The sequence below is a fragment of the Galenea microaerophila genome, from assembly GCF_054657255.1.
This window is the reverse complement of record NZ_BAAHWZ010000002.1, coordinates 168,306-190,092: the sequence shown is the minus strand read 5'-3', so window position 1 is coordinate 190,092 and position 21,787 is coordinate 168,306. Positions and strand designations below refer to the sequence as shown.

Below are 21,787 nucleotides of genomic sequence, written 5' to 3'. Positions count from 1 at the left end.
CCTTGAGTACAGAAAAGATGGGGACTGTCGAATATATCCAGCACCACTTGCAAAATGCAACGGTCGGAGAAGGATTTTGGACGTTCAATGTAGATACAATTTTCTTTAGTGCCTTTTTGGCAGTTTTAATGGTTTGGTTTAGTGCAAGGGTCGTTAAAAATGCCACAACAGGTGTTCCTGGCCAAACGCAAAACTTTTTAGAAAGTATATTAGAGTTTGTTCAAGCCAATATTCGAGACGCCTTCCCAGGTCATAATCCGATTATTGGTCCTCTAGCCTTAACTATCTTTATTTGGGTCTGGTTGATGAACTTTATGGATTTAATCCCTGTTGATCTATTGCCTTATCTTTGGCAGGTGATTACTGGAAATCCTGAAGCGCATCTAAAAGTGGTGCCAACCACAGATTTGAATACCACCTTAGCTTTGGCTTTTACGGTTTTCGCTTTAGTTATTTTCTATAACATTAAAGTCAAGGGCGTGATGGGTTACCTTAAAGTTTTCCTATTCCATCCTTTTGGTAAGTTTTTTATCCCTGTCAACATTGTGATGACTGCGATTGAAGAGATTGCAAAACCGCTCTCTCTTGCACTGCGTCTATTTGGTAATATGTTTGCAGGGGAGCTCGTATTCCTACTGATCGCTTTGATCGGTGGAACTTTGGCAGTGGGTGCCGCTGCTCTATTCTGGGCACCATTACAAGCGGTGTTGGATCTTGGTTGGTTGATTTTCCACTTGTTGGTGATCACGCTTCAAGCCTTCATCTTTATGGTGTTGACAATTGTGTATTTAGGCATGGCACATGATCACGAAGGTGATGGCCACGTTTAATGCGCAACTAGAAAGGAATCTTTTGATTCAAAAGGTTTAAGCGCACCTACTCAAGTTTTTGGGTAAAAAGCTTTTTTAACTTTAACTTTTAACTTTAACTTAAGGAGTACTTTGAATGGAAGCTCAATTTATTGCGGATATCTATTCTGCTACAGCAATTGGTGTGGGTGTGATCTTGGCAGCTGCAGGTCTAGGCTCAGCAATTGGCTGGGGTCTAATTTGTTCTAAAACTTTGGAAGGGATTGCGCGTCAGCCTGAAATGCGTCCAGCATTGATGACAAACATGTTTATCTTCGCTGGTTTGATGGAATCTTTCCCATTCATTATTTTGGCATTTGCAATGTGGTTCTTGTTTGCTAATCCATTCGTTGGTGCGATGAAAGCTGCGCTAGGTGCGTAATTCACGAATAAAGCATTATTGAAATTTTTTTTAAACAACGAATGACGAGGTAACCACCGTGAGTATTAATGCAACCCTACTCATCCAGATAATCGCTTTCTTGCTATTGATCTGGTTTGTGAATAAGGTGCTGTGGGGGCCGCTGTCAAAGCTAATGGAAGAGCGTCAAAAGCGTATTGCTGACGGTCTTTCTGCCGCTGAGAAGGGTAAACATGAGTTAGAAGTGGCGGAAAAGCGCGCAAAAGAAGTGCTTAAAGATGCCAAAACTCAAGCTCAAGCTATTTTGAGTCAAGCTGAAAAACGTGGCACTGAAATCGTAGAAGATGCGAAAGTCAAAGCCAACGAGGAAGCTGACCGAATAAAAGCGTCTGCCCAGGCCGAACTAGAGCAAGAAATTAGTCGTGCAAGAGAAGAGCTTCGTAAAGAAGTAGCCAATCTTGTGATTGAAGGCGCAGAGAAAATTTTGCGTAAAGAGATTGATGCGACTGTACATAAAGAAATGCTTGATTCCTTAGTCAAATCAATCTAAGGAGTGATTATGGCAGAACTAACCACGATTGCTCGACCTTACGCTGAAGCGGTGTTTGAGCTTGCAAAAGCATCAAATACCCTCAATGAATGGTCTGATATATTGCAAAACCTAGCAACAATTACGGCAACAGAAGAGATGCAAGGTTTGTTACAGAACCCAAATATCTCTGAAGCCGATAAAGTGCAGGTTTATGTCGATATTTTAGGGGAAGCTCTAAATGATCAGGCGAAGAACCTTTTACAGGTTTTGGCAGAAAATCACCGTTTAATCCTCTTGCCTTTTATTGCTGAAATTTATGAAGCTTTAAAAGCGGAAGAAGAAAAACGGGTGAAAGCCAATGTATTGACAGCGTTTGAACTCACTAAAGAGCAAGAAGACCAATTAAAAACTGCGTTAAATAAGAAGTATGATGCCAATGTAGAGATCAATTATGAAGTTGACCCTTCATTGATTGGTGGCATCAAAATTAAAGTGGGTGACTGGGTGATAGATGGCTCAGTAGCAACACAATTGAAAGAACTTGGCGCAGCCATTACTCATTAATATAGAGGAAACCACACATGCAATTGAATCCCTCTGAAATCAGTAACCTTATTAAAGACCGAATTGCCGGTTTTGAAGGCACTGCAGAGTCTGGAAGTGAAGGTACGGTTATCAGCATCGCTGATGGAATCGCACTGATTCACGGCGTAGCAGACGTAATGTATGGTGAGATGATTCAGTTCGACGAGAACACCTTTGGTATGGCGCTTAACCTTGAGCGTGATTCTGTTGGGGTGGTCGTTCTTGGCGAATTTGAACACATCTCAGAAGGTGACAAAGTCACCTGTACTGGACGTATTCTAGAAGTCCCAGTTGGACCAGAGCTTTTAGGTCGTGTTGTTGATGCTCTAGGGCGTCCTATCGACGGTAAAGGGCCTGCTGACACAAAATTAACTTCACCTGTTGAGCGTATTGCGCCAGGTGTTATTGACCGTCAATCGGTTGATCAGCCATTGATGACTGGGATCAAATCTATTGATTCCATGATTCCAATTGGTCGTGGTCAGCGTGAGTTGATTATCGGTGACCGTCAAACAGGTAAAACCGCCATCGCGATTGATACCATTATCAGCCAGAAAAATACGGGTGTGAAATGTATTTATGTTGCGATGGGACAAAAAGCGTCTACAGTTAACAACATTGTGCGTAAGCTTGAAGAGTATGGCGCAATGGATAACACCACCATTGTTGCTGCAAATGCTTCTGATCCTGCTGCATTGCAGTATCTAGCTGCTTATGCAGGTTGTGCGATGGGTGAATATTATCGTGACCGCGGTGAAGATGCTTTGATTATTTATGATGATTTGACCAAACAAGCGCAAGCTTATCGTCAGGTTTCATTGTTGCTACGTCGTCCACCAGGGCGTGAAGCTTATCCTGGAGACATCTTCTACTTACACTCAAGACTGCTTGAGCGTGCTGCGCGTGTGAATGCAGACTATGTAGAAAACTTTACCAATGGTGAAGTGAAAGGTAAAACCGGTTCATTAACCGCGCTACCGATTATTGAAACACAAGCGGGTGATGTGTCAGCCTTCGTTCCTACGAATGTTATCTCCATTACAGATGGTCAGATTTTCTTAGAAACTGCTTTGTTCCAGAAAGGGATCCGCCCAGCTGTGAATGCGGGTCTATCGGTTTCTCGTGTTGGGGGTGCTGCACAAACTAAAGCGATCAAGAAGTTAGGGGGCGGTATCCGTCTTGACTTGGCGCAATACCGTGAGTTGGCTGCTTTTGCGCAGTTTGCTTCAGACTTAGATGCGGCCACTAAAGCACAGCTTGAACGTGGTAAGCGTGTCACCGAATTGATGAAGCAAAAACAATATTCACCTCTAACCATTGCTGAGATGGCGGCATCGCTTTTCGCTGCGAATGAAGGTTATCTAGATGATGTAGAAGTGGAAAAAGTCAGTGACTTTGAAGCTGCACTTCATGCTTATCTAAACAGCGCTCATGCTGATTTAATGGCTAAGATTAATGAGAAGGGTGACTGGAATGATGAGATCGCCAGTGAACTTCGTTCAGCGATCGAAGCGTTTAAAGCTAACGGCGTATACTAAGAGGATTGAACCATGGCAGGCGGTAGTAAAGAAATACGTTCCAAAATTGGTTCGGTAAAAAATACCCAAAAAATCACTAAAGCCATGGAGATGGTGGCTGCTTCCAAAATGCGTAAAGCGCAAGCTCGCATGGAAGCCACCCGCCCTTATGTTGAAAAGTTGCAACGTGTGATTCAGCACGTTGCAGGTGCTCATCCTGAATATAAACACCCCTTTACCCAACCTCACCCAAAAGTGACAACGGTAGGGGTGATTGTGATTTCATCTGACCGCGGGCTATGCGGCGGATTGAATACCAATCTGTTCAGGAGACTGATCAAACGAATTGAGCAGTGGCAAGCGCAAAATATCAATATTGAACTTGCGTTGGTCGGTAAAAAAGCACAAAGTTACTTTAAACATGTGGGTGGTAATGTGGTGGCCACAGTTTCCGACTTAGGGGATACACCGCATGTAGAAGATTTAGTCGGAACCATCAAGGTGATGCTGGATAAGTTCGAGGCGAATGAAGTTGATGAAGTCTATTTGGCTTCGAATGAGTTCGTCAATGCGATGACACAAAATCCAACCATTCACCAACTGGTTCCACTTTCAGCGGAAGCCAATGATGCAAAACAGGTTCATTGGGATTATCTCTATGAACCTGATGCAAAAGAAGCTTTGGATCTTCTCATGCAGCGTTACATCGAAGGTACAGTCTTTGGTGCTGTGGTTGAAAATGCAGCATGTGAGCAGAGTGCTCGGATGTTGGCAATGAGAAACGCTTCTGATAATGCAGGTGAAATGATCAATGAGTTGACATTGGCTTACAACAAAGCTCGTCAAGCAGCGATTACGCAAGAGCTATCAGAAATCGTTGCGGGTGCCTCTGCTGTTTCCTAACGAAGTGTTTTCAATAAAAGGTTTATAACAATGAATGGAAAAATAGTACAAATTAAAGGCGCGGTTATCGACGTCGAATTTAAAGGTGCTGATTTACCCAAGATTTACGATGCTTTGATCGTAGAAGAAACCGGTTTGACCATTGAGGTTCAACAGCAAGTGGGAGACCATGTTGTTCGTGGGATCGCCATGGGGGCTTCTGATGGTCTTAAACGTGGTATGGCAGTGCGTAATACCGGATCTGGTATTAAGGTACCTGTGGGTAAAGCGACCTTGGGACGTATTTTTGATGTCTTAGGTAACCCAATTGACCATGCAGGTCCCGTTGAAACGGAAGAACGCATGGAAATTCACCGCCCAGCGCCTGCTTTTGATGAGCTTGCCGCTTCTCAAGAGCTGCTGGAAACCGGTGTTAAAGTGATCGATTTGATCTGTCCTTTTGCAAAAGGAGGGAAAGTCGGTCTATTCGGGGGTGCAGGTGTTGGTAAAACCGTAAATATGATGGAGTTGATCCGTAATATTGCGATCGAGCACTCTGGTTACTCAGTATTTGCCGGTGTCGGTGAGCGTACCCGTGAAGGGAACGACTTCTACCATGAAATGGAAGAGTCTAACGTATTAGACAAAGTGGCACTGGTTTATGGTCAGATGAATGAGCCACCAGGTAACCGTCTTCGTGTTGCCATGACCGGTTTGACCATGGCGGAATATTTCCGTGATGAAGGGCGTGACGTATTGATGTTTATCGATAACATCTACCGTTATACCTTGGCGGGGACAGAAGTATCTGCCTTGCTTGGTCGTATGCCTTCTGCGGTAGGTTATCAACCTACTTTGGCTGAAGAGATGGGGCAATTGCAAGAGCGTATTACCTCAACAAAAACAGGTTCCATCACTTCTGTACAAGCGGTTTATGTCCCTGCGGATGACTTAACGGATCCTTCCCCAGCTACCACCTTTGCGCATTTGGATGCAACAGTGGTCTTGAACCGTGCCATTGCGGAAATGGGGATTTACCCTGCGATCGATCCTCTGGATTCGACTTCTCGTCAGTTAGATCCTTTAGTGGTTGGTCAAGAGCACTATGATACTGCTCGTGGTGTGCAGAAGACTTTGCAACGCTATAAAGAGTTGAAAGACATCATCGCCATTTTGGGGATGGATGAACTTTCTGAAGAAGATCGTCAGTTGGTGGCACGTGCGCGTAAGATTCAGCGTTTCTTGTCTCAGCCTTACTTCGTTGCACAAGTCTTCACAGGTGAGCCTGGTCGTTATGTGCCACTGAAAGAAACCATTCGTGGTTTCCAAATGATCTTGAATGGTGAATTAGATGATTTACCAGAGCAAGCATTCATGTACTGTGGTACGATTGATGAAGCGATCGAAAACGGTCAAAAACTAAAAGGTTAATCTATTATGGCAGTCTCTATGCAAGTTGACATTGTAAGTGCAGAAGGTTCGCTCTACACTGGTAAGGCCGAACGTGTATTTGCACAGGCTGCCAATGGTGAAGTAGGAATCCTACCCCATCATACCCAGTTTTTGAGCCAATTAAAGCCTGGTTTGGTCCGTGTGATCAGCGGTGATGAAGAAGAAACCTTCTTTGTGAACGGTGGTATTCTGGAAGTGCAGCCCGATGTGGTCACTGTGCTTGCAGATTCTGCACAACGTGCGGCTGATCTGGACGAAGCTGCTGCTTTGGAAGCGAAGCAGCGGGCTGAAGAGGCCATGCAAAACGCGAAAACAGAGATTGATGTTACTCGCGCTAAGGCTGAATTGGCTGAAGCGATTGCACAAATTAATGCCATTTCGCATCTTAAAGATCGCTTACATAAACAGGGTTTGGCTAAATAAGCCAGGCAGAGTCTTCTCTCCCCTTTAGGGGTCATTTGAAAAAGCACACGCCTTCTCGGGTGTGTGCTTTTTTATTATCTAAACCCCCCATTTCTTTTACAATAACTTTATGCTTAATTCTGACATGAATGGAGTGGATATGTCTTTAGTTGTCACGATTCTGGCTGCCGGTAAAGGTACGCGGATGAAATCCAAATTGCCCAAGGTGTTACAACCATTGGCAAAAAAACCTTTATTGAAGCACGTGATAGAAACAGCGCAGCAATTAAATGCGCATAAAATTTTGCCTGTCATTGGTCATGGCGCTGAACTTGTGCAGCAGTCCCTGCAGGATGATTCTCTACACTGGGTGATGCAAACTGAGCAACTTGGAACCGGTCATGCGGTACAGCAGGTCGTGCCTTATCTAGAAGCGGACGATCAGGTGTTAATTCTGTATGGAGATGTGCCTTTAATCCAGCCAGAAACTTTGCAAGATCTGCTGTCTTTGTTAGATGAACAGCACCCCCTCGCTTTATTAACGGTCTCACTTGATCAGCCTAAAGGTTATGGCCGCATTCTGCGTGATGCACATATGAATGTCACCGCTATTGTCGAAGAGAAGGATGCTTCACTCGAACAAAAACAGGTGCAAGAAGTAAATACAGGCATTATGGCTGTAAATGCCACGGCACTCAAAAAGTGGCTCGCCGCGTTAAATAACAAAAATGCACAAGGGGAATACTATTTAACGGATATTATTGCCATGGCGGTTGCAGACGGTTACCACATTCGTACCACTCAACCGCAAGATGAGCGGGAAGTTTTGGGGGTGAATGACAAACTTCAGCTGCAAAAATTAGAACGTATCTATCAAAGTCTGCAAGCAGAAAAGTTAATGCAAGCTGGGGTGACCCTACTGGATGCGAATCGCCTTGATATTCGTGGAAACGTCCAAGTCGGACAGGATGTGGAAATTGAGGTCAATGTGGTGTTAGAAGGGGAGATACAGTTAGGAGACAATGTTAAGATTGGAGCCAACTGTATCCTTAGAAATTGCCAAATCGAAGCCAATACCGTGATTGAACCCTTTAGTCATCTCGAAGAGGCTAAGGTTGGACGCAATTGCACCATCGGGCCTTACGCACGCTTACGTCCGGGAACAGTGTTGTCAGACAATGTAAAAATTGGCAATTTTGTGGAAACGAAAAAAGCGCACATTGGGTCGGGCTCAAAAGTGAATCACCTCTCCTATATAGGCGATACCCAAATGGGCGGAGGGTGCAATATTGGGGCGGGCACTATAACTTGTAATTATGACGGCGTTAATAAACATCAAACGCTGATTGGTGAAGGGGTTTTTGTGGGATCAGATACGCAGTTGATCGCTCCGGTTGAAGTTGGAGATCATGCGACAATTGGCGCAGGCTCTACCATTGCGAAGGATGTTCCGCCTCATCAATTGACCCTCAGTCGATCCAAACAGGTGACCATTACAGGCTGGCAAAAGCCGTCTAAAAAAGAGTCTAAATAACCTTAAGGCCTCCCCAGTTGATGAAGGACTGGGGATTTTGACCCAACTTTTTAATGCGAAACGCTAAAACTATCTGCGGTTAAGGTTTGCCAGAGTAAAAAAGCATTTAAGGCGAGAATCACGGTGACAATCACAGTGCCCGCTTTGATGGTTAACGGGTGGTTGACCAAACTGCCCACATACTTCTTATTGTTGGTAAATTGCAAGAGTGGGATCAACGCTAAGGCAATACCGAAACTCAGCACCACCTGACTGGCGACCAATACGGCGGTTGGATCCATGCCGAGCATAATGACCACTAAGGCGGGCGTCATGGTGATGACTCGGCGTAACCACATTGGAATACTGAAATTGACAAACCCCTGCATGACCACCTGTCCAGACATTGCACCGACGACCGAGGAGGCAATGCCACTGATGAGCAGGGTGATGGCAAAAACGGTGGAAGCCATATCACCCAATAATGGGGTTAAGGTCTGATAGGCCGTTTCGATACTGGCTACCTCTTGATGCCCCGTTTCATAAAAGGTGGCGGCGGCCATAATCAGCATTGCCATATTAACAAAACCGGCAAAAATCATCCCAATGACCACATCCTTTAAGGTATAGCGGTAGAGGGCATGTTTCTTCTCTTCACTGTCCACTGGAATGCGATTTTGTGTCAGCGCACTGTGCAGGTAAATCACATGCGGCATCACCGTCGCCCCCAAAATCCCAGCCGCCAAATAGAGGCTGTTGGTATCACTAAATTGTGGAATCAGTAAGCCTTTGGTGATGCTGATGGGGTCTGGCTTCGCCAGAAAAATTTCTACCACATAGCCTAAAGCCACCGCTAATACCAAAGCCGCAATCACCGCTTCTAGCATTCTAAAGCCAAAGCGTTCAAAACTCAGAATGGCAAAGGTGACCACGGCAGTGAGGACAGCAGCCCAAATCAAGGGGATGTCAAAGAGTAGATAAAAGCCTAAGGCTGCGCCTAAAAATTCGGCCAGCTCGGTGGCCATGGCAATAAGTTCCGCTTGAATCCAATAGAACCAAACCACGGGACGAGGATAGTGTTCACGAATCATTTCCGGCAGATTTTTACCGGTGGCAATTCCGAGTTTGGCTGAGAGCGATTGAATCAACATGGCCATTAAATTGGCCCATAAAATCACCCAAAGTAGCATATAGCCGTATTCGGCCCCGCCTTGAATATTGGTGGCAAAGTTGCCTGGATCAATATAGGCCACCGCTGCAATCATGGCTGGGCCTAAAAAGGGCAAACTGCGAAAAAATCGCCTTTGTGGTCGCCCTTCCAGTTCCGCATGAGCTTGGGCATGAATCTTTTGATCGAGCGTTTTCATCTACGCGATACCTTCTGTTTTAAATAGGCATGATTAAAAAGTTAATTGTGCTTAATTTTATTGTGAAGGGTACTGAAAGTCAATTGAAGGAGGCGGATAGGGATGAACAGACAGGAAAAGAGCGTGGGTTTTGGTAAAATGATAGTCATTTAAAACACGCAATCCATTTATGAATCTACAGAAGCTCACCCCCTATCTCCAACTGATGCGACTGGATCGACCCGTCGGCATCTATTTAGTCCTCTGGCCGGCTTTGTGGGCCTTGTGGTTGGCTGCTGATGGATTTCCCCCGTGGCATATTTTGCTGATCTTTATTTTAGGAGCCATTTTGATGCGCTCTGCCGGCTGTGTGATCAATGATTATGCGGATCGCAATTTTGATGGTCATGTCGCTCGCACTTGTCAACGGCCCTTAGCGACAGGCGCAATTCAACCAAAACAGGCCCTAAAACTGTTTCTGCTGCTCTGTTTAATCAGTTTTGCTTTGGTGCTATTGCTCAACCGATTAACGGTTCTTATGTCCTTTGTTGCCCTAGGGTTAGCGGCACTTTATCCCTTTACCAAGCGGCTTACCTACTGGCCACAAGCCTTTTTGGGCGCAGCCTTTGCTTGGGCGGTGCCCATGGCGTTTACCGCAGTGCAGAATCAACTACCATGGCAAGTTTGGCCGTTGTTTGCCGCGACCTTAGTATGGGCCCTGATTTATGACACCGCTTATGCGTTAGTGGATAAAGCAGATGATTTAAAAATTGGCATTAAATCGACCGCCATCGGTTTTGGGCGCCATGTCAATTTAATGATCGGTCTGTTTCAATTGTTGATGTTGGGGCTTTTAATTTGGGTGGGGCGATTGTTTGATTTGCATTGGCCTTATGCGCTGGCTTTAGTCTTAGTCTCTTTAGGCTTTCTCTATCACCAATATCTGCTCAGTCAAAACCAACCCCAACTCGCTTTTAAGGTTTTTCTGCAAAATCACTGGCTAGGCGCTATGATTTGGCTGGGTATTGTGGTCGATAAGATGCTTTATTGATGAAAATTAAATTCTACGGCTTTCTTTTCTGTTTTATTGTCTCTTTAGCAAACGCTCAAGAAAAAGCAGATCCGACCACACCGAGCTCATTGATGGACGCTTCTTTATCTGAACTCTCTTATTTTCAAGCATGGTTAGGCGACTATGTGGGTCTACTAGGAAGAGAATTAGACGGTTTAATCAGTAATGAAGCGGATTTGGATGAGGTGAATGGGTCTAAGGTGATTTTGGTATTGCCCTATACAGTGCATGGCGACGGACAGCAGGACTTTTCGCCAAAAGTGCGCGGGAAAATTGATCTACCACATACCCATAAAAAGTGGAAACTGTTTGTTAGCTCGCTCAATGAAGAGCAAACGACAAAACGTATTTCAGCTCAGGTGGGCAATGAAGGAGAACAGACTCAGGTAGGGGCTCAATTTCAGCTCAAAAAGACTTTGGATTTATTGAACTTATTGGACTTCGGTTTTAATGCAAAGGGACTTGGGTTACCCGCTGTCTATGTCCGTTATAAGAGTATTTACTATCAAAAGTTGGGGAATGAATGGCGTCGTCGTTGGTTTGGTAAGCTATTTTGGGAGAGTGATTTAGGCGTGGGTTTACAACTGAATGTGCGCCATGATCACGCTGTGTTTAAAAAGGTCTTATTTCGTGCGGACAGCCAGGCGAACTGGTGGGATGAAGGTCAGTATTGGGATCTTTATCATGATTTTATTCTATTGCACAGCATTTCCGATGATCGTTCAGCGGCCTATTTTTTAGGCTGGAATTGGAATACGCAAAATCAAGGTTTGCATTTAAGTCGATTCAGTGTGGGCAGTCAGCTGCGTCAGCGACTTTATCAAAAATGGCTCTATTTTGAAATAAAGCCCTTGGTGACGTGGCGCGAAGAGACCCATTTTAATGAGGCCGACCCAAGTATTACGTTGCAATTAGAGATGCAGTTTTATCAATCGCCTAAAAAATGATCCCGTCAGTGCGCTTCGTCCCAATTTTTTCCTACGCCGATATCCACAATTAAAGGCACTTTTAGCGTTAAAGCGCCTTCCATAATGCGTTGAATGGTCGGTTTGACCGCTTCAACCTCATTTTGCGCAACTTCAAATACCAGTTCATCATGGACTTGCATCAGCATTTTCAGTTTAGGCGCATCGGTTTCAATCCAGTGTTGCATTTGAATCATCGCTGTTTTAATAATGTCCGCTGCGGTGCCTTGCATGGGGGCATTAATGGCCGTGCGTTCCGCATAAGCACGGCGTTGTGCATTTTTAGAATGAATGTCCGGTAGATAGAGGCGACGCCCCATTAGGGTTTCCACATAGCCTTGTTCACGCGCCTTTTGTTTGGTGTTTTTCATATACTCCAAGACTTTTGGGTAGCGTGAAAAGTAGAGGTCAATATAGCTTTGGGCTTCTTGACGAGAGATGTCCAGTTGTTTGGCTAGGCCGAAAGCGGACATGCCATAAATTAAGCCAAAATTGACAGTCTTGGCACTGCGTCGCATTTGGGGAGTGACCGCCTCTAAGTCCACACCAAAAATTTCAGCAGCGGTGGCTTTATGAATATCCTTGCCCTCTTTAAAGGCTTGAATTAAGCGTTCATCACCAGATAGATGCGCCATAATCCGCAGTTCAATTTGAGAGTAGTCGGCTGCAATCAAACAGTGCGCTTGCGGTGCAATAAAGGCTTGACGAATGCGGCGGCCTTCAGGGGTACGTACCGGGATATTTTGCAAATTGGGATCGGTGGAGGAGAGGCGTCCGGTAGAGGCGACTGCTTGCTGGTAGTGCGTATGCACGCGTCCAGTTTTGGGATTGACTTGCTTGGGCAGTGTATCTGTGTAAGTGGATTTCAGTTTGGCCAGACTGCGGTATTGCAAAATAATTTTCGGCAGTTCATAGCCCTGCTCCGCCAGTTCAGTGAGCACCGGTTCAGCCGTAGAGGGTTGTCCTTTCGGGGTTTTTTTAATCACCGGCAGTTGTAACTGCTCAAACAGAATCTCTTGTAATTGCTTAGAAGAGTTTAAATTAAACGGTTTGCCGGCAATTAGATGGGCTTGCTGTTCTAAAGCTTTCATTTTAGTGGCCAGCTCTTCACTCTGCTTGGCCAATAGTTCGCAATCAATCAGTACCCCATTGCGTTCCATTTTCCCTAATACGGGCATCAGTGGCATTTCAATGGTTTCAAATACTTTCAGCAGTTTTGGTTCCGCTTGCAGTTTGGGGTACAGAGTTTGGTGCAATTGTAGGGTAATATCGGCATCTTCAGCTGCATAGGGTGTTGCGACTTCAATTTCAATTTGATTAAAGGTTTTTTGCTTTTTGCCTTTGCCGGCAACCGTTTCAAAATGCGTCGTAGTGTGATTGAGATAGTATTTGGCTAAATCATCCATATTGTGCCGGCTGGCAGTACTGTTGAGGCAATAGGACTCCAGCATGGTGTCATAGTCCATGCCTTGAAGGTCGATATGGTGGTTTTGGAAAATATGCCAATCATATTTCAGGTTTTGTCCCACCTTGCTACATTTAGGATCTTCCAGCAAGGGGCGCAGGGTTTCCAGGGTTTCGGTAAAAGGTAATTGTTGCGGTACCCCCTCATAGTCATGTCTCAAGGGCAGATAAGCGGCTTTATTGCCCGTCTCATGGGGGATGGCAAAACTGATGCCCACCAGCTCCGCTTGCATCTCGTCCAAAGCGGTCGTTTCGGTATCAATGGCAAAAAAGTCGGCAGTTTTGAGTTTTTCCAGCCATTGAGAAAGCTGAGCGTTCGTTAACAGGGTTTCATAGTCACCATCTGCCGTGGTGGTGGCCGGGCGATCCATATGCAATTGGGCAATTTGAGTTTCAGTGTGTGCTTTGCGACCGGTCTTTTGACTAAAGGGAATTTCGCCTTTTAATAGATGACCAAGCCAAGTTTTAAATTCATAGGTTGCAAACAGCGTTTTCAATTTTTCCAGATTGGGCATCTGGCGTTTAAGCTCATAAATGGAGAGGGGTAAATCGCAATCAGTACGAATTCGCGCCAGTTCTCTTGAGAGTTTTAGCTGTTCAATATTTTCGCGTAGATATTCACCCACTTTGCCTTTAATTTCATCAGCATGGGCAATGAGATTATCAATATTGCCATATTTTTGCAGCCATTTCGCGGCCGTCTTGGGTCCCACCTTCGGAATGCCGGGAATATTGTCGGAACTGTCGCCCACCAGTGCGAGGTAGTCGACAATCTGATCCGGACGTACGCCAAACTTTTTCACCACATCTTCTGGCCGCATCATCGTATCGGTCATGGTATTAATCAGGGTAATATGTTCATTGACCAGCTGTGCCATGTCCTTATCGCCGGTTGAAATAAGCGTATCTTGCCCCGCTTCGGTGGCTTGATGGGCTAAGGTGCCGATGACATCATCCGCTTCAATGCCTGGAATCACCAAAAGCGGCAATCCAAGTGCTTCGACGATTTCATGCAAGGGTTCGATCTGCATCGCCAAATCCTCTGGCATGGGGGGGCGATTGGCTTTATAGTCGGCATAGAGTTCATGTCGAAAATTTTTTCCCCGCGCATCAAAGACGACACCAATGCGTTCGGGCTGATACTGTTCCAGCAGTTTGCCAATCATATTGATCACGCCATACATCGCGCCAGTGGGGAAGCCTTTTGAAGTGGTTAAGGGCGGTAGCGCATGATAAGCGCGATAAAGATAAGAAGAGCCGTCTACTAAAATCAGTGGTGCATCCGGATTGAAGGGTAAGTCGGTGTTTTCTGTCATGGGAAATGGTAAAATTTGTTGATGTCTGTTTATTCTAACCGAGAAATATAAAAATGTCCGTCTATACTGTGATTGAACGTCCTGAATTAGAATCCTTTTTAACCGATTATGCGGTGGGAACCTTAGAAAGCTTTGAGGGCATCAGTGCCGGTATTGAAAATACCAACTATTTCGTCAATACCACAGACGGACAGTTTGTGTTAACCATCTTTGAACATCACACTTTTGAAGAGTTGCCCTATTTTCTGAATATTATGGCCTTTATGGCGGAGCATCAGATTCCGACGGCGCATCCGGTGCAAACCTTATCCAATGGTTATTTAAAAGCGATTCAGGGCAAGCCGGCTGCGTTGGTGCAGCGTCTTCAAGGCAAGAGTGTTGAGCACCCCACGCTCACGCAATGTGCGGTGATGGGGGAGCAGATGGCGCGCTTTCACCTTGCCGGTCAAGATTACGACCAATATCGAGCCAATGACCGTGACTTAGATTGGATGCAGGCCACCTTTTCCCTGTTACAACCACAGCTGGATCCAGAGGATGCACAAACCATCTCTGAAGAGCTGGCATTTCAGCAGAAAATCGACTGGCAAGCTTTGCCGCAAGGGGTGATTCATGCCGATCTATTTTGTGACAATGCGCTGTTTGAAGGCGATCAACTGAGCGGCATTATTGATCTCTACTATGCCTGCAACGCTGCCTGGCTCTATGATTTAGCGGTGATGGTCAATGATTGGTGTCGCCATGAAGATTTAAGCTTTGATCAAGCTAAAATCAACGCGATGGTCTCCGCCTATCAACAGCAGCGCCCTTTAACGGAAGCGGAAAAATCGGCTTGGCCGGCGGCTTTAAGACTGGCGGCTTTACGCTTCTGGTTGTCGCGTTTAAAAGACAAAATTCTCCCGCGTGAAGGCGAGATAACACAAATTAAAGACCCCAATGTATTTAAGCAGGTGCTGCGTTATCACCAGCAGTTTACGCAATCTTTAACGCCTTAAGATAAGCCATCAGCGTTTTCTGCTGCATCTGTTGCATCGTTTTTTGCGCATGGTGGCCTAACCTTTCTAATTGGTCAGGGTTTTCTAAACTGTCTGTGATTGCAGTGATTAATTGCTTATAATCCTCGACTTGAAGGATCCCCTTTTCAGCTTTAAGCAGAGCGGTTTCGCTCTCAAAATCCGACATATCCGGACCGGTGATAATCGGTTTGCCTCTGGCGGCGGGCTCTAAAAGATTATGCCCCCCTTTGGGGACAAAACTACCGCCCATAATCACCAATTTGGCACAGGCAAATAGCGCCTCTAAGGTGTGCATCTTGTCTACGATTAAAATTTGGGTCTCAGGCGTGATTGTGCTGTTTTCGGAGAGGAGCGCTAATTGTTGTGGGGATTTGAGTAAGGCTCTGAGCTGTTTCGCCACTTTTCGCCCTCGCTGCGGATGACGAGGCACAACTACCAAAAGCTCCGGGCGTTTTAGCGGCAGCCATCGCTGCACAATTTGTTTCTCTTCATCTTCATGGCTGGAGGCGAGCAACACAAACGCCCAGTTTTTCGGTAAAAAAGCGGGGCAGGACTGGGGATTTTGGCTTTTTTCGTTCAATTTTGCAGTGTTGGCCAAATGGGCAAATTTTAAATTGGGTAAAATTTGGATGTTATCGTGGCCGAGCGCTGCAAAGCGCTGTGCTTCTTTAGTGTCTCTGACCAGCACTTGATCTACTTGTTTAAGGGTTTCACGGTAGGTTTGTTGCAACCAATGCGGTGCGTTCAGCGTTTTTGCTGAAAGACGTCCATTGAGAAGGGTGATGGGAATTGAGTGTTGATGGGCAATGCGAAAAAGGTTGGGCCAGAGTTCAGTTTCCACCACCCAAAGCGCTTTCGGTTTAGGGTCAAGGTGTTTTAAAAAACGGCGAATGGCGCTGGGCCAATCAAAGGGCAGATAGCATTGATTTAACTGAGGAAACCGCTGTGCGATCCCGTGAGCGGCTGTGGGCGTGTTGGTGGTGATCAGCAGGGGTTGCTGCTGGTCGTGTAAATAGGCAATCAGAGGTTCTACCGCTTTAAATTCGCCTACTGAGGCGCAGTGAATCCAGATAGGGGGATGATTTGCCTGCATAGTGGGGTATCCATACCCCAGTCGCTGCTGCATATAGCGCCAAAATTCGCGAGCGTTGGCGGCTCGTTTTCTACCGTCAAGGATAAGTAGTAACACAATCAGCGGCGAAAGCAGACGGATAAGGAGTTGATAAAGACGCATAAGCGATTGTCAGTAGGCCATCTTAATTGAAATCAGACTCTGCCAGTCCCGCCTGTAAAAATTCGTTTTTCGCCGCTTCTTGCATCGCCCAAGGACCGCAGAGATAGACTTTTTTACCGCTTAAATTCGGAAAATCTTGCAGCACGACTTTGTGGACTAGCCCATGCGCATAGCCAGGTTTTTGCTCGTTAGAGAGGACGGGATGATAGGTGAGATTGGCCTGTTGAGCGGCTTGATCGGAGATCCAGTCATTGAGATAGAGCTCGTCCGCCGTTTTGGCGCCCCAATAAAAATCAATGGGTTGTGTATATCCTTGTTTGATGAGTTGCTCCAGCAAGGCTTTCATTGGCGAAAACCCAGTACCGCCGGCGATCAAAATTACAGGCTGTTTTAGGTCTGGCGGTAAATGATATTGTGCAAAAGGCCCGTCAATCCATACGCGATCTCCAGGTTGCAGTTGAGCCATTTTGTCCATCCAGGCCTGATCCGTATCTTGGTTTTTATTTAGACGAACATGCAGTTCAAGCGGCTGTTTTTGCTGGGTTGTATCTGGCGCATTGGCAATCGATAAGGGCTTAAAACGGTGAAAGTCTTTTGCCGCTTTTTCATCTCCAGCTTCAAAACCGAGGGTCAAATAATCTCCTGCGTTGAAAGGAAATTCGGCTTCAGGTTGAAGCCATAATTGATGTATCTCGGGCGTCAGGGGGGTGTGACGGATAACTTCTGCGGGTATCATGGTTGCTCTCTTTCAGTCATTATGTGTCGCTGTGAATCTTGGGAACCTCTAAAATGCAAGGGTCTCTTAATTTTAATCGGGTGCTTATAATTTAAATTCAGTCCAGACAGGCGCATGGTCGGAGGGTTTTTCCATGGCACGGATATCATAGCAGATGCCGCTGTCAACCACCTTCTCATTCAGAGGTTGCGTTGCGAGCAGTGTATCGATACGTAGACCACGTTTGGGTTCACGCTCAAAACCACGTGAGCGGTAATCGAACCAGCTAAAACAGTCATCCACATCGGGATGCGCGGTGCGGAAGGTGTCAAACAAGCCCCAGTTTAACAGTTGCTGCCACCACTCACGTTCTTCGGGTAAAAAGCTAGTTTTGCCTTCACGCAACCAGCGTTTGCGATTTTGCTCTCCAATGCCGATGTCTTTGTCTTCGGGGGAAATATTAAAATCGCCCATCACGATTAAATTTTGCTGCGGGTCGCATTCGGTTTGCAGATAGTGCAGTAGGTCCGCATAAAATTGCCGTTTAGCCGGGAATTTGATTGGATGATCCCGATTTTCACCTTGTGGAAAGTAGCCATTAATAACGCGTAGGTCTTCACCCGAAGCGGTTTCAAAGTCGCAAATAATGAGACGTTTTTGCGCTTCAGGATCGGGGCGATGAGGCCAATTAGTATGGCTTTGGATCAATTTTACTGCGTCTGTATAGAGGGTGGCGACACCGTAATGCGTTTTTTGGCCAGTAAAGACTGCATCATACCCCATGTTTTTTAAAGGTTCCACGGGGAACTCATGATCTTGCACTTTGGTTTCTTGCAAACCGATAATGGTGGGGTGCAATTTGTCCGTGAGCGCTTGAAGTTGATGCAGGCGCAAGCGTACGCTGTTGACATTAAAAGAGACAATTTTCATAAGGTGACTCATGCATGATTCATTTTGTGAATAGGGGGCTATTATAGCGGTTTTTTATCGGGATTTGGGGCGCCTCAATCTGGACTTTATGATCGGTTTTTGCTAAAATTTAACTTCCTTAAAATTTAGTCATTTTGCTTTTCAATTCTGCATCGAAATCTTCTTTCTTTCCCATATCTTGACTAAATTTCGATTTTTCAATGAATTTTTTGCGTCACGGTGAATGTGATGGGTGGTGATATGTTTCAGTTTGATACGCTTTCTGTGGTTTTTCTGGCGCTGATCGCTTTAGGAGCAGTCCCCAATCTGGTGTATTCCACGGGCTATCTACCGCACATTCAAAGAAAAGGGCATTACCTGCTTCACTATTTCGCATTTATTTTAGCGATGATGGGGGTGGTGGCTGCGGCCAATGCAATGTCGTTTCTATTATTTTGGGAGTTGATGAGTCTTGCCAGTTGGCAGCTGATTCTCACGGAAGTGAAGGGAAAAAGTACCCTTCGTGCTGCCCGTTTTTACTTCTTTATGACCCACTTCGGTTTTATCTTTTTACTACTCTTTTTCTTAATCGTGACGAATGGCGATTTGACGCTAGGTTTTGAGCAGATGCAAGCGATTGCTGCAGATTTTCCCTATCCCACGCTCTTATTTTTTCTATTGGTTTTTGGCTTTTTAAGTAAAGCCGGTGTTGTTCCACTGCATGTTTGGCTTCCTTATGCGCATCCAGAAGCGCCTTCGCCGGTGTCGGCACTGATGAGTGGCGTGATGCTTAAGGTGGCGATTTATGGCTTTTTCCGTTTTATGTTTGATGTGCTTGAAACCTGGCCGCTCGAATGGGGGGTGGTGGTATTATTGCTGGGGGCGCTCTCTTCACTGATTGGAGTGCTCTATGCCTTAAGTGAACATGATATAAAAGCGTTGCTAGCCAATAGCTCAATTGAAAATATTGGCATTATTCTGATTGGCTTTGGCATGGGGATGATTTTTGGCAGCCTTGATCTCAAGGTGCTGAGCAGTTTTGCGTTTATCGCGGCGTTGTTTCATGCCTTTAACCATATGAGTTTTAAATCGCTGCTATTTATGGGGGCTGGCAGTGTGCTGCATCAGACGCATACGAAAAATATTGAAAAATATGGTGGTTTAATTAAGAACATGCCGATCACCGCCTTTACCTTTCTGTTGGCCGCAATGTCGATTTCTGCCTTGCCGCCCACCAATGGCTTTTTAAGTGAATGGATGATTTTTCAATCCATGTTGAGCTCCAGTCACCTGGACAATATGATCTTGAAATTGGCGATTCCCTTTGCCATCTTCGCCTTGGCGATGACCGGGGGATTAGCCATTGCCTGTTTTGTCAAAGCCTATGGAATTACCTTTTTAGGATTGCATCGCAGTATCAATGCTAAGCATGCGCAAGAGGTCAATGGCTTAATGACTTTTGGCATGATTCTGATGGCGCTGGTGGTGGTTTCACTGATGGTGTTTGCCCCTTTTTATATTCACGGCTTTGATCAAGCACTTCACTCGCTGGGACAGGTTTCTGTCTATCAGCAAATTTTCTCAACCGGCATTTGGAATATGCATTCGGTGGGGATGAATGGTGGTGTCGTCTCTCCATTGGTGCTGCTCGGTGCTTTGATTGGCATTACCGCCTTATTGATGTTTGCTTATAAGGTGATGAATGTCAAGGAGCGTGTGCATCATGCGTGGGCATGCGGTAATCAAACTTCTGCAGAAACACAATATACGGCTACCGGTTTTGCGGGCGCCATTCGACGCTTTTTTAACTGGCTCTATCGGCCGAATGAACATGTGGTAAAACAGACGATTGCGGGTCATCAAACCAAGTTTAGCGATGCCAACTATGAAGTGCATGTGGAACCGCTTTTTGAACGTTCGCTCTATAAAGGCATCATTAGGTGGGTCAACCATGTCAGCTACTGGGTTTATCGTTTAGCCCACTTTGAGCAGACGCGTTATGCAGCGACGATTTTTAATTTAATGTTGATGGTGTTGTTCAGTTACCGCATATTTTTGCATCAATTTAGTTGGGCCACCTTTGTGTTGTTATCGATTGTGATGTTGACCTCAATTAAAATTTTGCTGATCGGAGATAGAAAATGACGGCCTATCTTCTTACCCTTTTATTGATGATTTTGCTGGCGCCGATATTGCTCTCTTTTATGAAGGCGTTAAAAATGTGGTTACTTTTTAAACGCCCTATTTCCCTCCTACAGGGGTATCGTAATTTTGCAAAACTGATGCAAAAAGAGACGATTATCTCCAGTGAAGCCAGCTCTGTGACCCGGTTCGCACCTTTCTTGGTGCTGTCGCCGCTGTTATTGCTGCTGTTTTTCTTACCGCCAGTGGTGGCAGGGGCCTATTATGTCAGTTTTGTCGATGCCTTTACCATTACCGGGTTGCTTGCCTTATCCACATTTTTCTTAATGCTGTTGGGTTTGGACAGCGCCAGTGCTTTTGGTGGCATAGGTGCCAGTCGTGAAGCATTTATTTCCGCATTGGTGGAACCGGCAATGGTGTTAACGCTGTTTAGTGTGTCGTTGATGGCAGACAACTTGGGCTTAGCGCAAGCGGGTGTGAATCTGGCGACCCATTTTCCACAAGCGCATATGGCGAGCTATCTGTTTGCTGGCATCAGTTTTTTTATTTTACTGATCGCAGAAAATGGACGCATTCCTGTGGATAACCCAGAAACGCATCTGGAGCTGACGATGGTTCATGAAGCGATGATTTTGGATCTTACCGGTGTTTATCTGGCTATGATTGAAACTGCCGCTTCGATTAAGTTTGTCATTTTCGCTTCACTATTTGCGGCGCTGTTTATGCCATTTGGCCTGCATTTGAGCTTTATCCCCGCGCTATTGCTGTTTGTTTTAAAGCTATTTGTCATTGCAGCAGCAGTTGCGCTGATTGAGGTCAGTATGGCGAAATTGCGGTTATTTAAGGTTCCCAATTTATTGGGGATTGCGATGGTATTTGCCTTCTTATCTTTAGTCACTTTTTATGTTTTGGGAGCTTAGCACGGCGATGGTGGATTTTTTAATTGGACTGTTTTTAGCCACCTTAATTATGGCACTGTTTGCCACGCGTGTGGATCGCTTGTTTGCCGCTTATGCCTTCAATTCATTGATGTTGGGAGGGCTCGCTTTAGTGATTGGCAGCCAGCTGAATGACCTAGCGATGCTGGTGACTGGGGGGCTTACCCTTGTGATGAAAGCCATCGCCATTCCCTATTTGCTGCGCTATCTCACGCAAAAATTTGGGTATGAAAGACAGATTGTCTCAGACATTAAGGTGCAATATACCATTATGCTGATTCCTGCGATTTTGGTGTTCACCTTCTATTTGGCAGAACCGATTACGCATATGATTGCCGGTAATGCGAACTATGTGGCGATCAGTATTTCTGCACTGTTTTTATCTTTGGTGTTGATGATGGCGTCTCGGAATGTGATTCCCAAGATTGTGGGGTTTTTAATGATTGAAAATTCGCTGTTTTTATTGGGAATCAGTGCCACAGATGGAATGCCGATGTTGGTAGAGCTAGGGATTTTCTTTGATCTGTTAATGGCCGTGGTGGTCATTAACTTGCTATTTGAAAAAGAAGGGGCCTAAT

At 45.5% G+C, this 21,787-nt stretch carries 20 protein-coding genes; 15 read left to right on the top strand and 5 right to left on the bottom strand.

The window, feature by feature from the left end; translation table 11 throughout:
• The first annotated feature begins 2 nt into the window (after window positions 1–2).
• From atpB to glmU, 9 genes are all read left to right on the top strand, one after another.
• Window positions 3–830: a F0F1 ATP synthase subunit A gene (gene atpB, locus ACYQ05_RS06225; protein WP_459819365.1), complete on the top strand. Its 828-nt coding sequence runs from the start codon at window positions 3–5 to the stop codon at window positions 828–830.
• A gap of 115 nt (window positions 831–945) precedes the next feature.
• The gene (gene atpE / locus ACYQ05_RS06220) at window positions 946–1,230 is read left to right on the top strand and encodes a F0F1 ATP synthase subunit C (protein WP_038138456.1); all 285 of its coding nucleotides are present in this window, start codon (window positions 946–948) and stop codon (window positions 1,228–1,230) included.
• Window positions 1,231–1,288: 58 nt separating this feature from the next.
• Window positions 1,289–1,759 (top strand): F0F1 ATP synthase subunit B, encoded by a 471-nt coding sequence (locus tag ACYQ05_RS06215; protein ID WP_459819363.1) that lies wholly within the window; start codon window positions 1,289–1,291, stop codon window positions 1,757–1,759.
• A 9-nt stretch (window positions 1,760–1,768) separates the two neighbouring features.
• Window positions 1,769–2,305, top strand: a complete 537-nt coding sequence (locus ACYQ05_RS06210) for a F0F1 ATP synthase subunit delta (RefSeq protein WP_459819361.1) — start codon at window positions 1,769–1,771, stop codon at window positions 2,303–2,305.
• 17 nt (window positions 2,306–2,322) lie between these two features.
• Window positions 2,323–3,864 (top strand): F0F1 ATP synthase subunit alpha, encoded by a 1,542-nt coding sequence (gene atpA / locus ACYQ05_RS06205; RefSeq protein ID WP_459819359.1) that lies wholly within the window; start codon window positions 2,323–2,325, stop codon window positions 3,862–3,864.
• A 12-nt stretch (window positions 3,865–3,876) separates the two neighbouring features.
• Entirely contained in the window at window positions 3,877–4,746 is an 870-nt protein-coding gene (atpG, locus tag ACYQ05_RS06200) for a F0F1 ATP synthase subunit gamma (protein ID WP_459819357.1), read from the top strand.
• 30 nt (window positions 4,747–4,776) lie between these two features.
• Window positions 4,777–6,156, top strand: coding sequence for a F0F1 ATP synthase subunit beta (gene atpD, locus ACYQ05_RS06195; RefSeq protein ID WP_459819355.1), 1,380 nt, complete (start codon window positions 4,777–4,779; stop codon window positions 6,154–6,156).
• 6 nt (window positions 6,157–6,162) lie between these two features.
• Window positions 6,163–6,600 carry a F0F1 ATP synthase subunit epsilon gene (locus tag ACYQ05_RS06190; RefSeq protein WP_459819353.1) on the top strand — a complete coding sequence of 146 codons (438 nt, stop codon included), beginning with the start codon at window positions 6,163–6,165 and terminating at the stop codon, window positions 6,598–6,600.
• Window positions 6,601–6,739: 139 nt separating this feature from the next.
• The gene (gene glmU, locus ACYQ05_RS06185) at window positions 6,740–8,113 is read left to right on the top strand and encodes a bifunctional UDP-N-acetylglucosamine diphosphorylase/glucosamine-1-phosphate N-acetyltransferase GlmU (RefSeq protein WP_459819351.1); all 1,374 of its coding nucleotides are present in this window, start codon (window positions 6,740–6,742) and stop codon (window positions 8,111–8,113) included.
• 50 nt (window positions 8,114–8,163) lie between these two features.
• Here the strand turns inward: glmU and ACYQ05_RS06180 are convergent, their stop codons facing one another.
• Entirely contained in the window at window positions 8,164–9,459 is a 1,296-nt protein-coding gene (locus tag ACYQ05_RS06180; RefSeq protein ID WP_459819350.1) for an Nramp family divalent metal transporter, read from the bottom strand.
• A 169-nt stretch (window positions 9,460–9,628) separates the two neighbouring features.
• Here ACYQ05_RS06180 and ubiA point away from each other — a divergent pair, with 169 nt between their 5' ends.
• Together ubiA and ACYQ05_RS06170 are read left to right on the top strand one after the other, a co-directional pair.
• On the top strand, window positions 9,629–10,489 hold the full coding sequence (gene ubiA, locus ACYQ05_RS06175) for a 4-hydroxybenzoate octaprenyltransferase (protein ID WP_459819348.1): 861 nt from the start codon (window positions 9,629–9,631) through the stop codon (window positions 10,487–10,489).
• Window positions 10,489–11,457 (top strand): hypothetical protein, encoded by a 969-nt coding sequence (locus ACYQ05_RS06170; protein WP_459819346.1) that lies wholly within the window; start codon window positions 10,489–10,491, stop codon window positions 11,455–11,457. The genes ubiA and ACYQ05_RS06170 overlap by 1 nt, the downstream gene beginning before the upstream one ends.
• Window positions 11,458–11,462: 5 nt before the next feature.
• Here ACYQ05_RS06170 and polA read toward each other — a convergent pair whose 3' ends face one another.
• Window positions 11,463–14,255 carry a DNA polymerase I gene (gene polA, locus ACYQ05_RS06165; RefSeq protein WP_459819344.1) on the bottom strand — a complete coding sequence of 931 codons (2,793 nt, stop codon included), beginning with the start codon at window positions 14,253–14,255 and terminating at the stop codon, window positions 11,463–11,465.
• 53 nt (window positions 14,256–14,308) lie between these two features.
• Here polA and ACYQ05_RS06160 point away from each other — a divergent pair, with 53 nt between their 5' ends.
• Complete coding sequence (locus ACYQ05_RS06160; RefSeq protein WP_459819342.1) at window positions 14,309–15,250, top strand: homoserine kinase; 942 nt, start codon at window positions 14,309–14,311, stop codon at window positions 15,248–15,250.
• Here the strand turns inward: ACYQ05_RS06160 and ACYQ05_RS06155 are convergent.
• From ACYQ05_RS06155 to xthA, 3 genes are all read right to left on the bottom strand, one after another.
• Window positions 15,228–16,397, bottom strand: coding sequence for a 3-deoxy-D-manno-octulosonic acid transferase (locus ACYQ05_RS06155; protein WP_459820078.1), 1,170 nt, complete (start codon window positions 16,395–16,397; stop codon window positions 15,228–15,230). The two genes, ACYQ05_RS06160 and ACYQ05_RS06155, sit on opposite strands and share 23 nt — an antisense overlap.
• A 130-nt stretch (window positions 16,398–16,527) precedes the next feature.
• Window positions 16,528–17,241, bottom strand: coding sequence for a ferredoxin reductase domain-containing protein (locus tag ACYQ05_RS06150; RefSeq protein WP_459819340.1), 714 nt, complete (start codon window positions 17,239–17,241; stop codon window positions 16,528–16,530).
• Between the two features lie 84 nt (window positions 17,242–17,325).
• Window positions 17,326–18,162, bottom strand: coding sequence for an exodeoxyribonuclease III (xthA, locus tag ACYQ05_RS06145; protein ID WP_459819338.1), 837 nt, complete (start codon window positions 18,160–18,162; stop codon window positions 17,326–17,328).
• A gap of 228 nt (window positions 18,163–18,390) precedes the next feature.
• Between xthA and ACYQ05_RS06140 the strand changes: the two genes are divergently transcribed.
• Genes ACYQ05_RS06140 through ACYQ05_RS06130 form a run of 3 tightly spaced genes read left to right on the top strand, consistent with a single transcriptional unit; the run spans window position 18,391 to window position 21,786 of the window.
• Window positions 18,391–20,274: a proton-conducting transporter transmembrane domain-containing protein gene (locus ACYQ05_RS06140; RefSeq protein ID WP_459819337.1), complete on the top strand. Its 1,884-nt coding sequence runs from the start codon at window positions 18,391–18,393 to the stop codon at window positions 20,272–20,274.
• Complete coding sequence (locus ACYQ05_RS06135; protein ID WP_459819335.1) at window positions 20,271–21,191, top strand: respiratory chain complex I subunit 1 family protein; 921 nt, start codon at window positions 20,271–20,273, stop codon at window positions 21,189–21,191. The genes ACYQ05_RS06140 and ACYQ05_RS06135 overlap by 4 nt, the downstream gene beginning before the upstream one ends.
• Complete coding sequence (locus ACYQ05_RS06130; RefSeq protein ID WP_459819333.1) at window positions 21,175–21,786, top strand: hypothetical protein; 612 nt, start codon at window positions 21,175–21,177, stop codon at window positions 21,784–21,786. Before ACYQ05_RS06135 ends, ACYQ05_RS06130 begins: the two co-directional genes overlap by 17 nt.
• Window position 21,787: the final 1 nt, after the last annotated feature.

What these genes read in the sequence shown, in the direction of transcription:
- atpE (WP_038138456.1), top strand. Translation starts at nt 946, where the DNA reads ATGGAAGCTCAATTTATTGCGGATATCTATTCTGCTACAGCAATTGGT.
- ACYQ05_RS06210 (WP_459819361.1), top strand. Translation starts at nt 1,769, where the DNA reads ATGGCAGAACTAACCACGATTGCTCGACCTTACGCTGAAGCGGTGTTT.
- atpA (WP_459819359.1), top strand. Translation starts at nt 2,323, where the DNA reads ATGCAATTGAATCCCTCTGAAATCAGTAACCTTATTAAAGACCGAATT.
- atpG (WP_459819357.1), top strand. Translation starts at nt 3,877, where the DNA reads ATGGCAGGCGGTAGTAAAGAAATACGTTCCAAAATTGGTTCGGTAAAA.
- atpD (WP_459819355.1), top strand. Translation starts at nt 4,777, where the DNA reads ATGAATGGAAAAATAGTACAAATTAAAGGCGCGGTTATCGACGTCGAA.
- ACYQ05_RS06190 (WP_459819353.1), top strand. Translation starts at nt 6,163, where the DNA reads ATGGCAGTCTCTATGCAAGTTGACATTGTAAGTGCAGAAGGTTCGCTC.
- glmU (WP_459819351.1), top strand. Translation starts at nt 6,740, where the DNA reads ATGTCTTTAGTTGTCACGATTCTGGCTGCCGGTAAAGGTACGCGGATG.
- ACYQ05_RS06180 (WP_459819350.1), bottom strand. Translation starts at nt 9,459, where the DNA reads ATGAAAACGCTCGATCAAAAGATTCATGCCCAAGCTCATGCGGAACTG.
- ubiA (WP_459819348.1), top strand. Translation starts at nt 9,629, where the DNA reads ATGAATCTACAGAAGCTCACCCCCTATCTCCAACTGATGCGACTGGAT.
- ACYQ05_RS06170 (WP_459819346.1), top strand. Translation starts at nt 10,489, where the DNA reads ATGAAAATTAAATTCTACGGCTTTCTTTTCTGTTTTATTGTCTCTTTA.
- polA (WP_459819344.1), bottom strand. Translation starts at nt 14,255, where the DNA reads ATGACAGAAAACACCGACTTACCCTTCAATCCGGATGCACCACTGATT.
- ACYQ05_RS06160 (WP_459819342.1), top strand. Translation starts at nt 14,309, where the DNA reads ATGTCCGTCTATACTGTGATTGAACGTCCTGAATTAGAATCCTTTTTA.
- ACYQ05_RS06155 (WP_459820078.1), bottom strand. Translation starts at nt 16,397, where the DNA reads ATGCAGCAGCGACTGGGGTATGGATACCCCACTATGCAGGCAAATCAT.
- ACYQ05_RS06150 (WP_459819340.1), bottom strand. Translation starts at nt 17,241, where the DNA reads ATGATACCCGCAGAAGTTATCCGTCACACCCCCCTGACGCCCGAGATA.
- xthA (WP_459819338.1), bottom strand. Translation starts at nt 18,162, where the DNA reads ATGAGTCACCTTATGAAAATTGTCTCTTTTAATGTCAACAGCGTACGC.
- ACYQ05_RS06140 (WP_459819337.1), top strand. Translation starts at nt 18,391, where the DNA reads ATGTTTCAGTTTGATACGCTTTCTGTGGTTTTTCTGGCGCTGATCGCT.
- ACYQ05_RS06135 (WP_459819335.1), top strand. Translation starts at nt 20,271, where the DNA reads ATGACGGCCTATCTTCTTACCCTTTTATTGATGATTTTGCTGGCGCCG.
- ACYQ05_RS06130 (WP_459819333.1), top strand. Translation starts at nt 21,175, where the DNA reads ATGTTTTGGGAGCTTAGCACGGCGATGGTGGATTTTTTAATTGGACTG.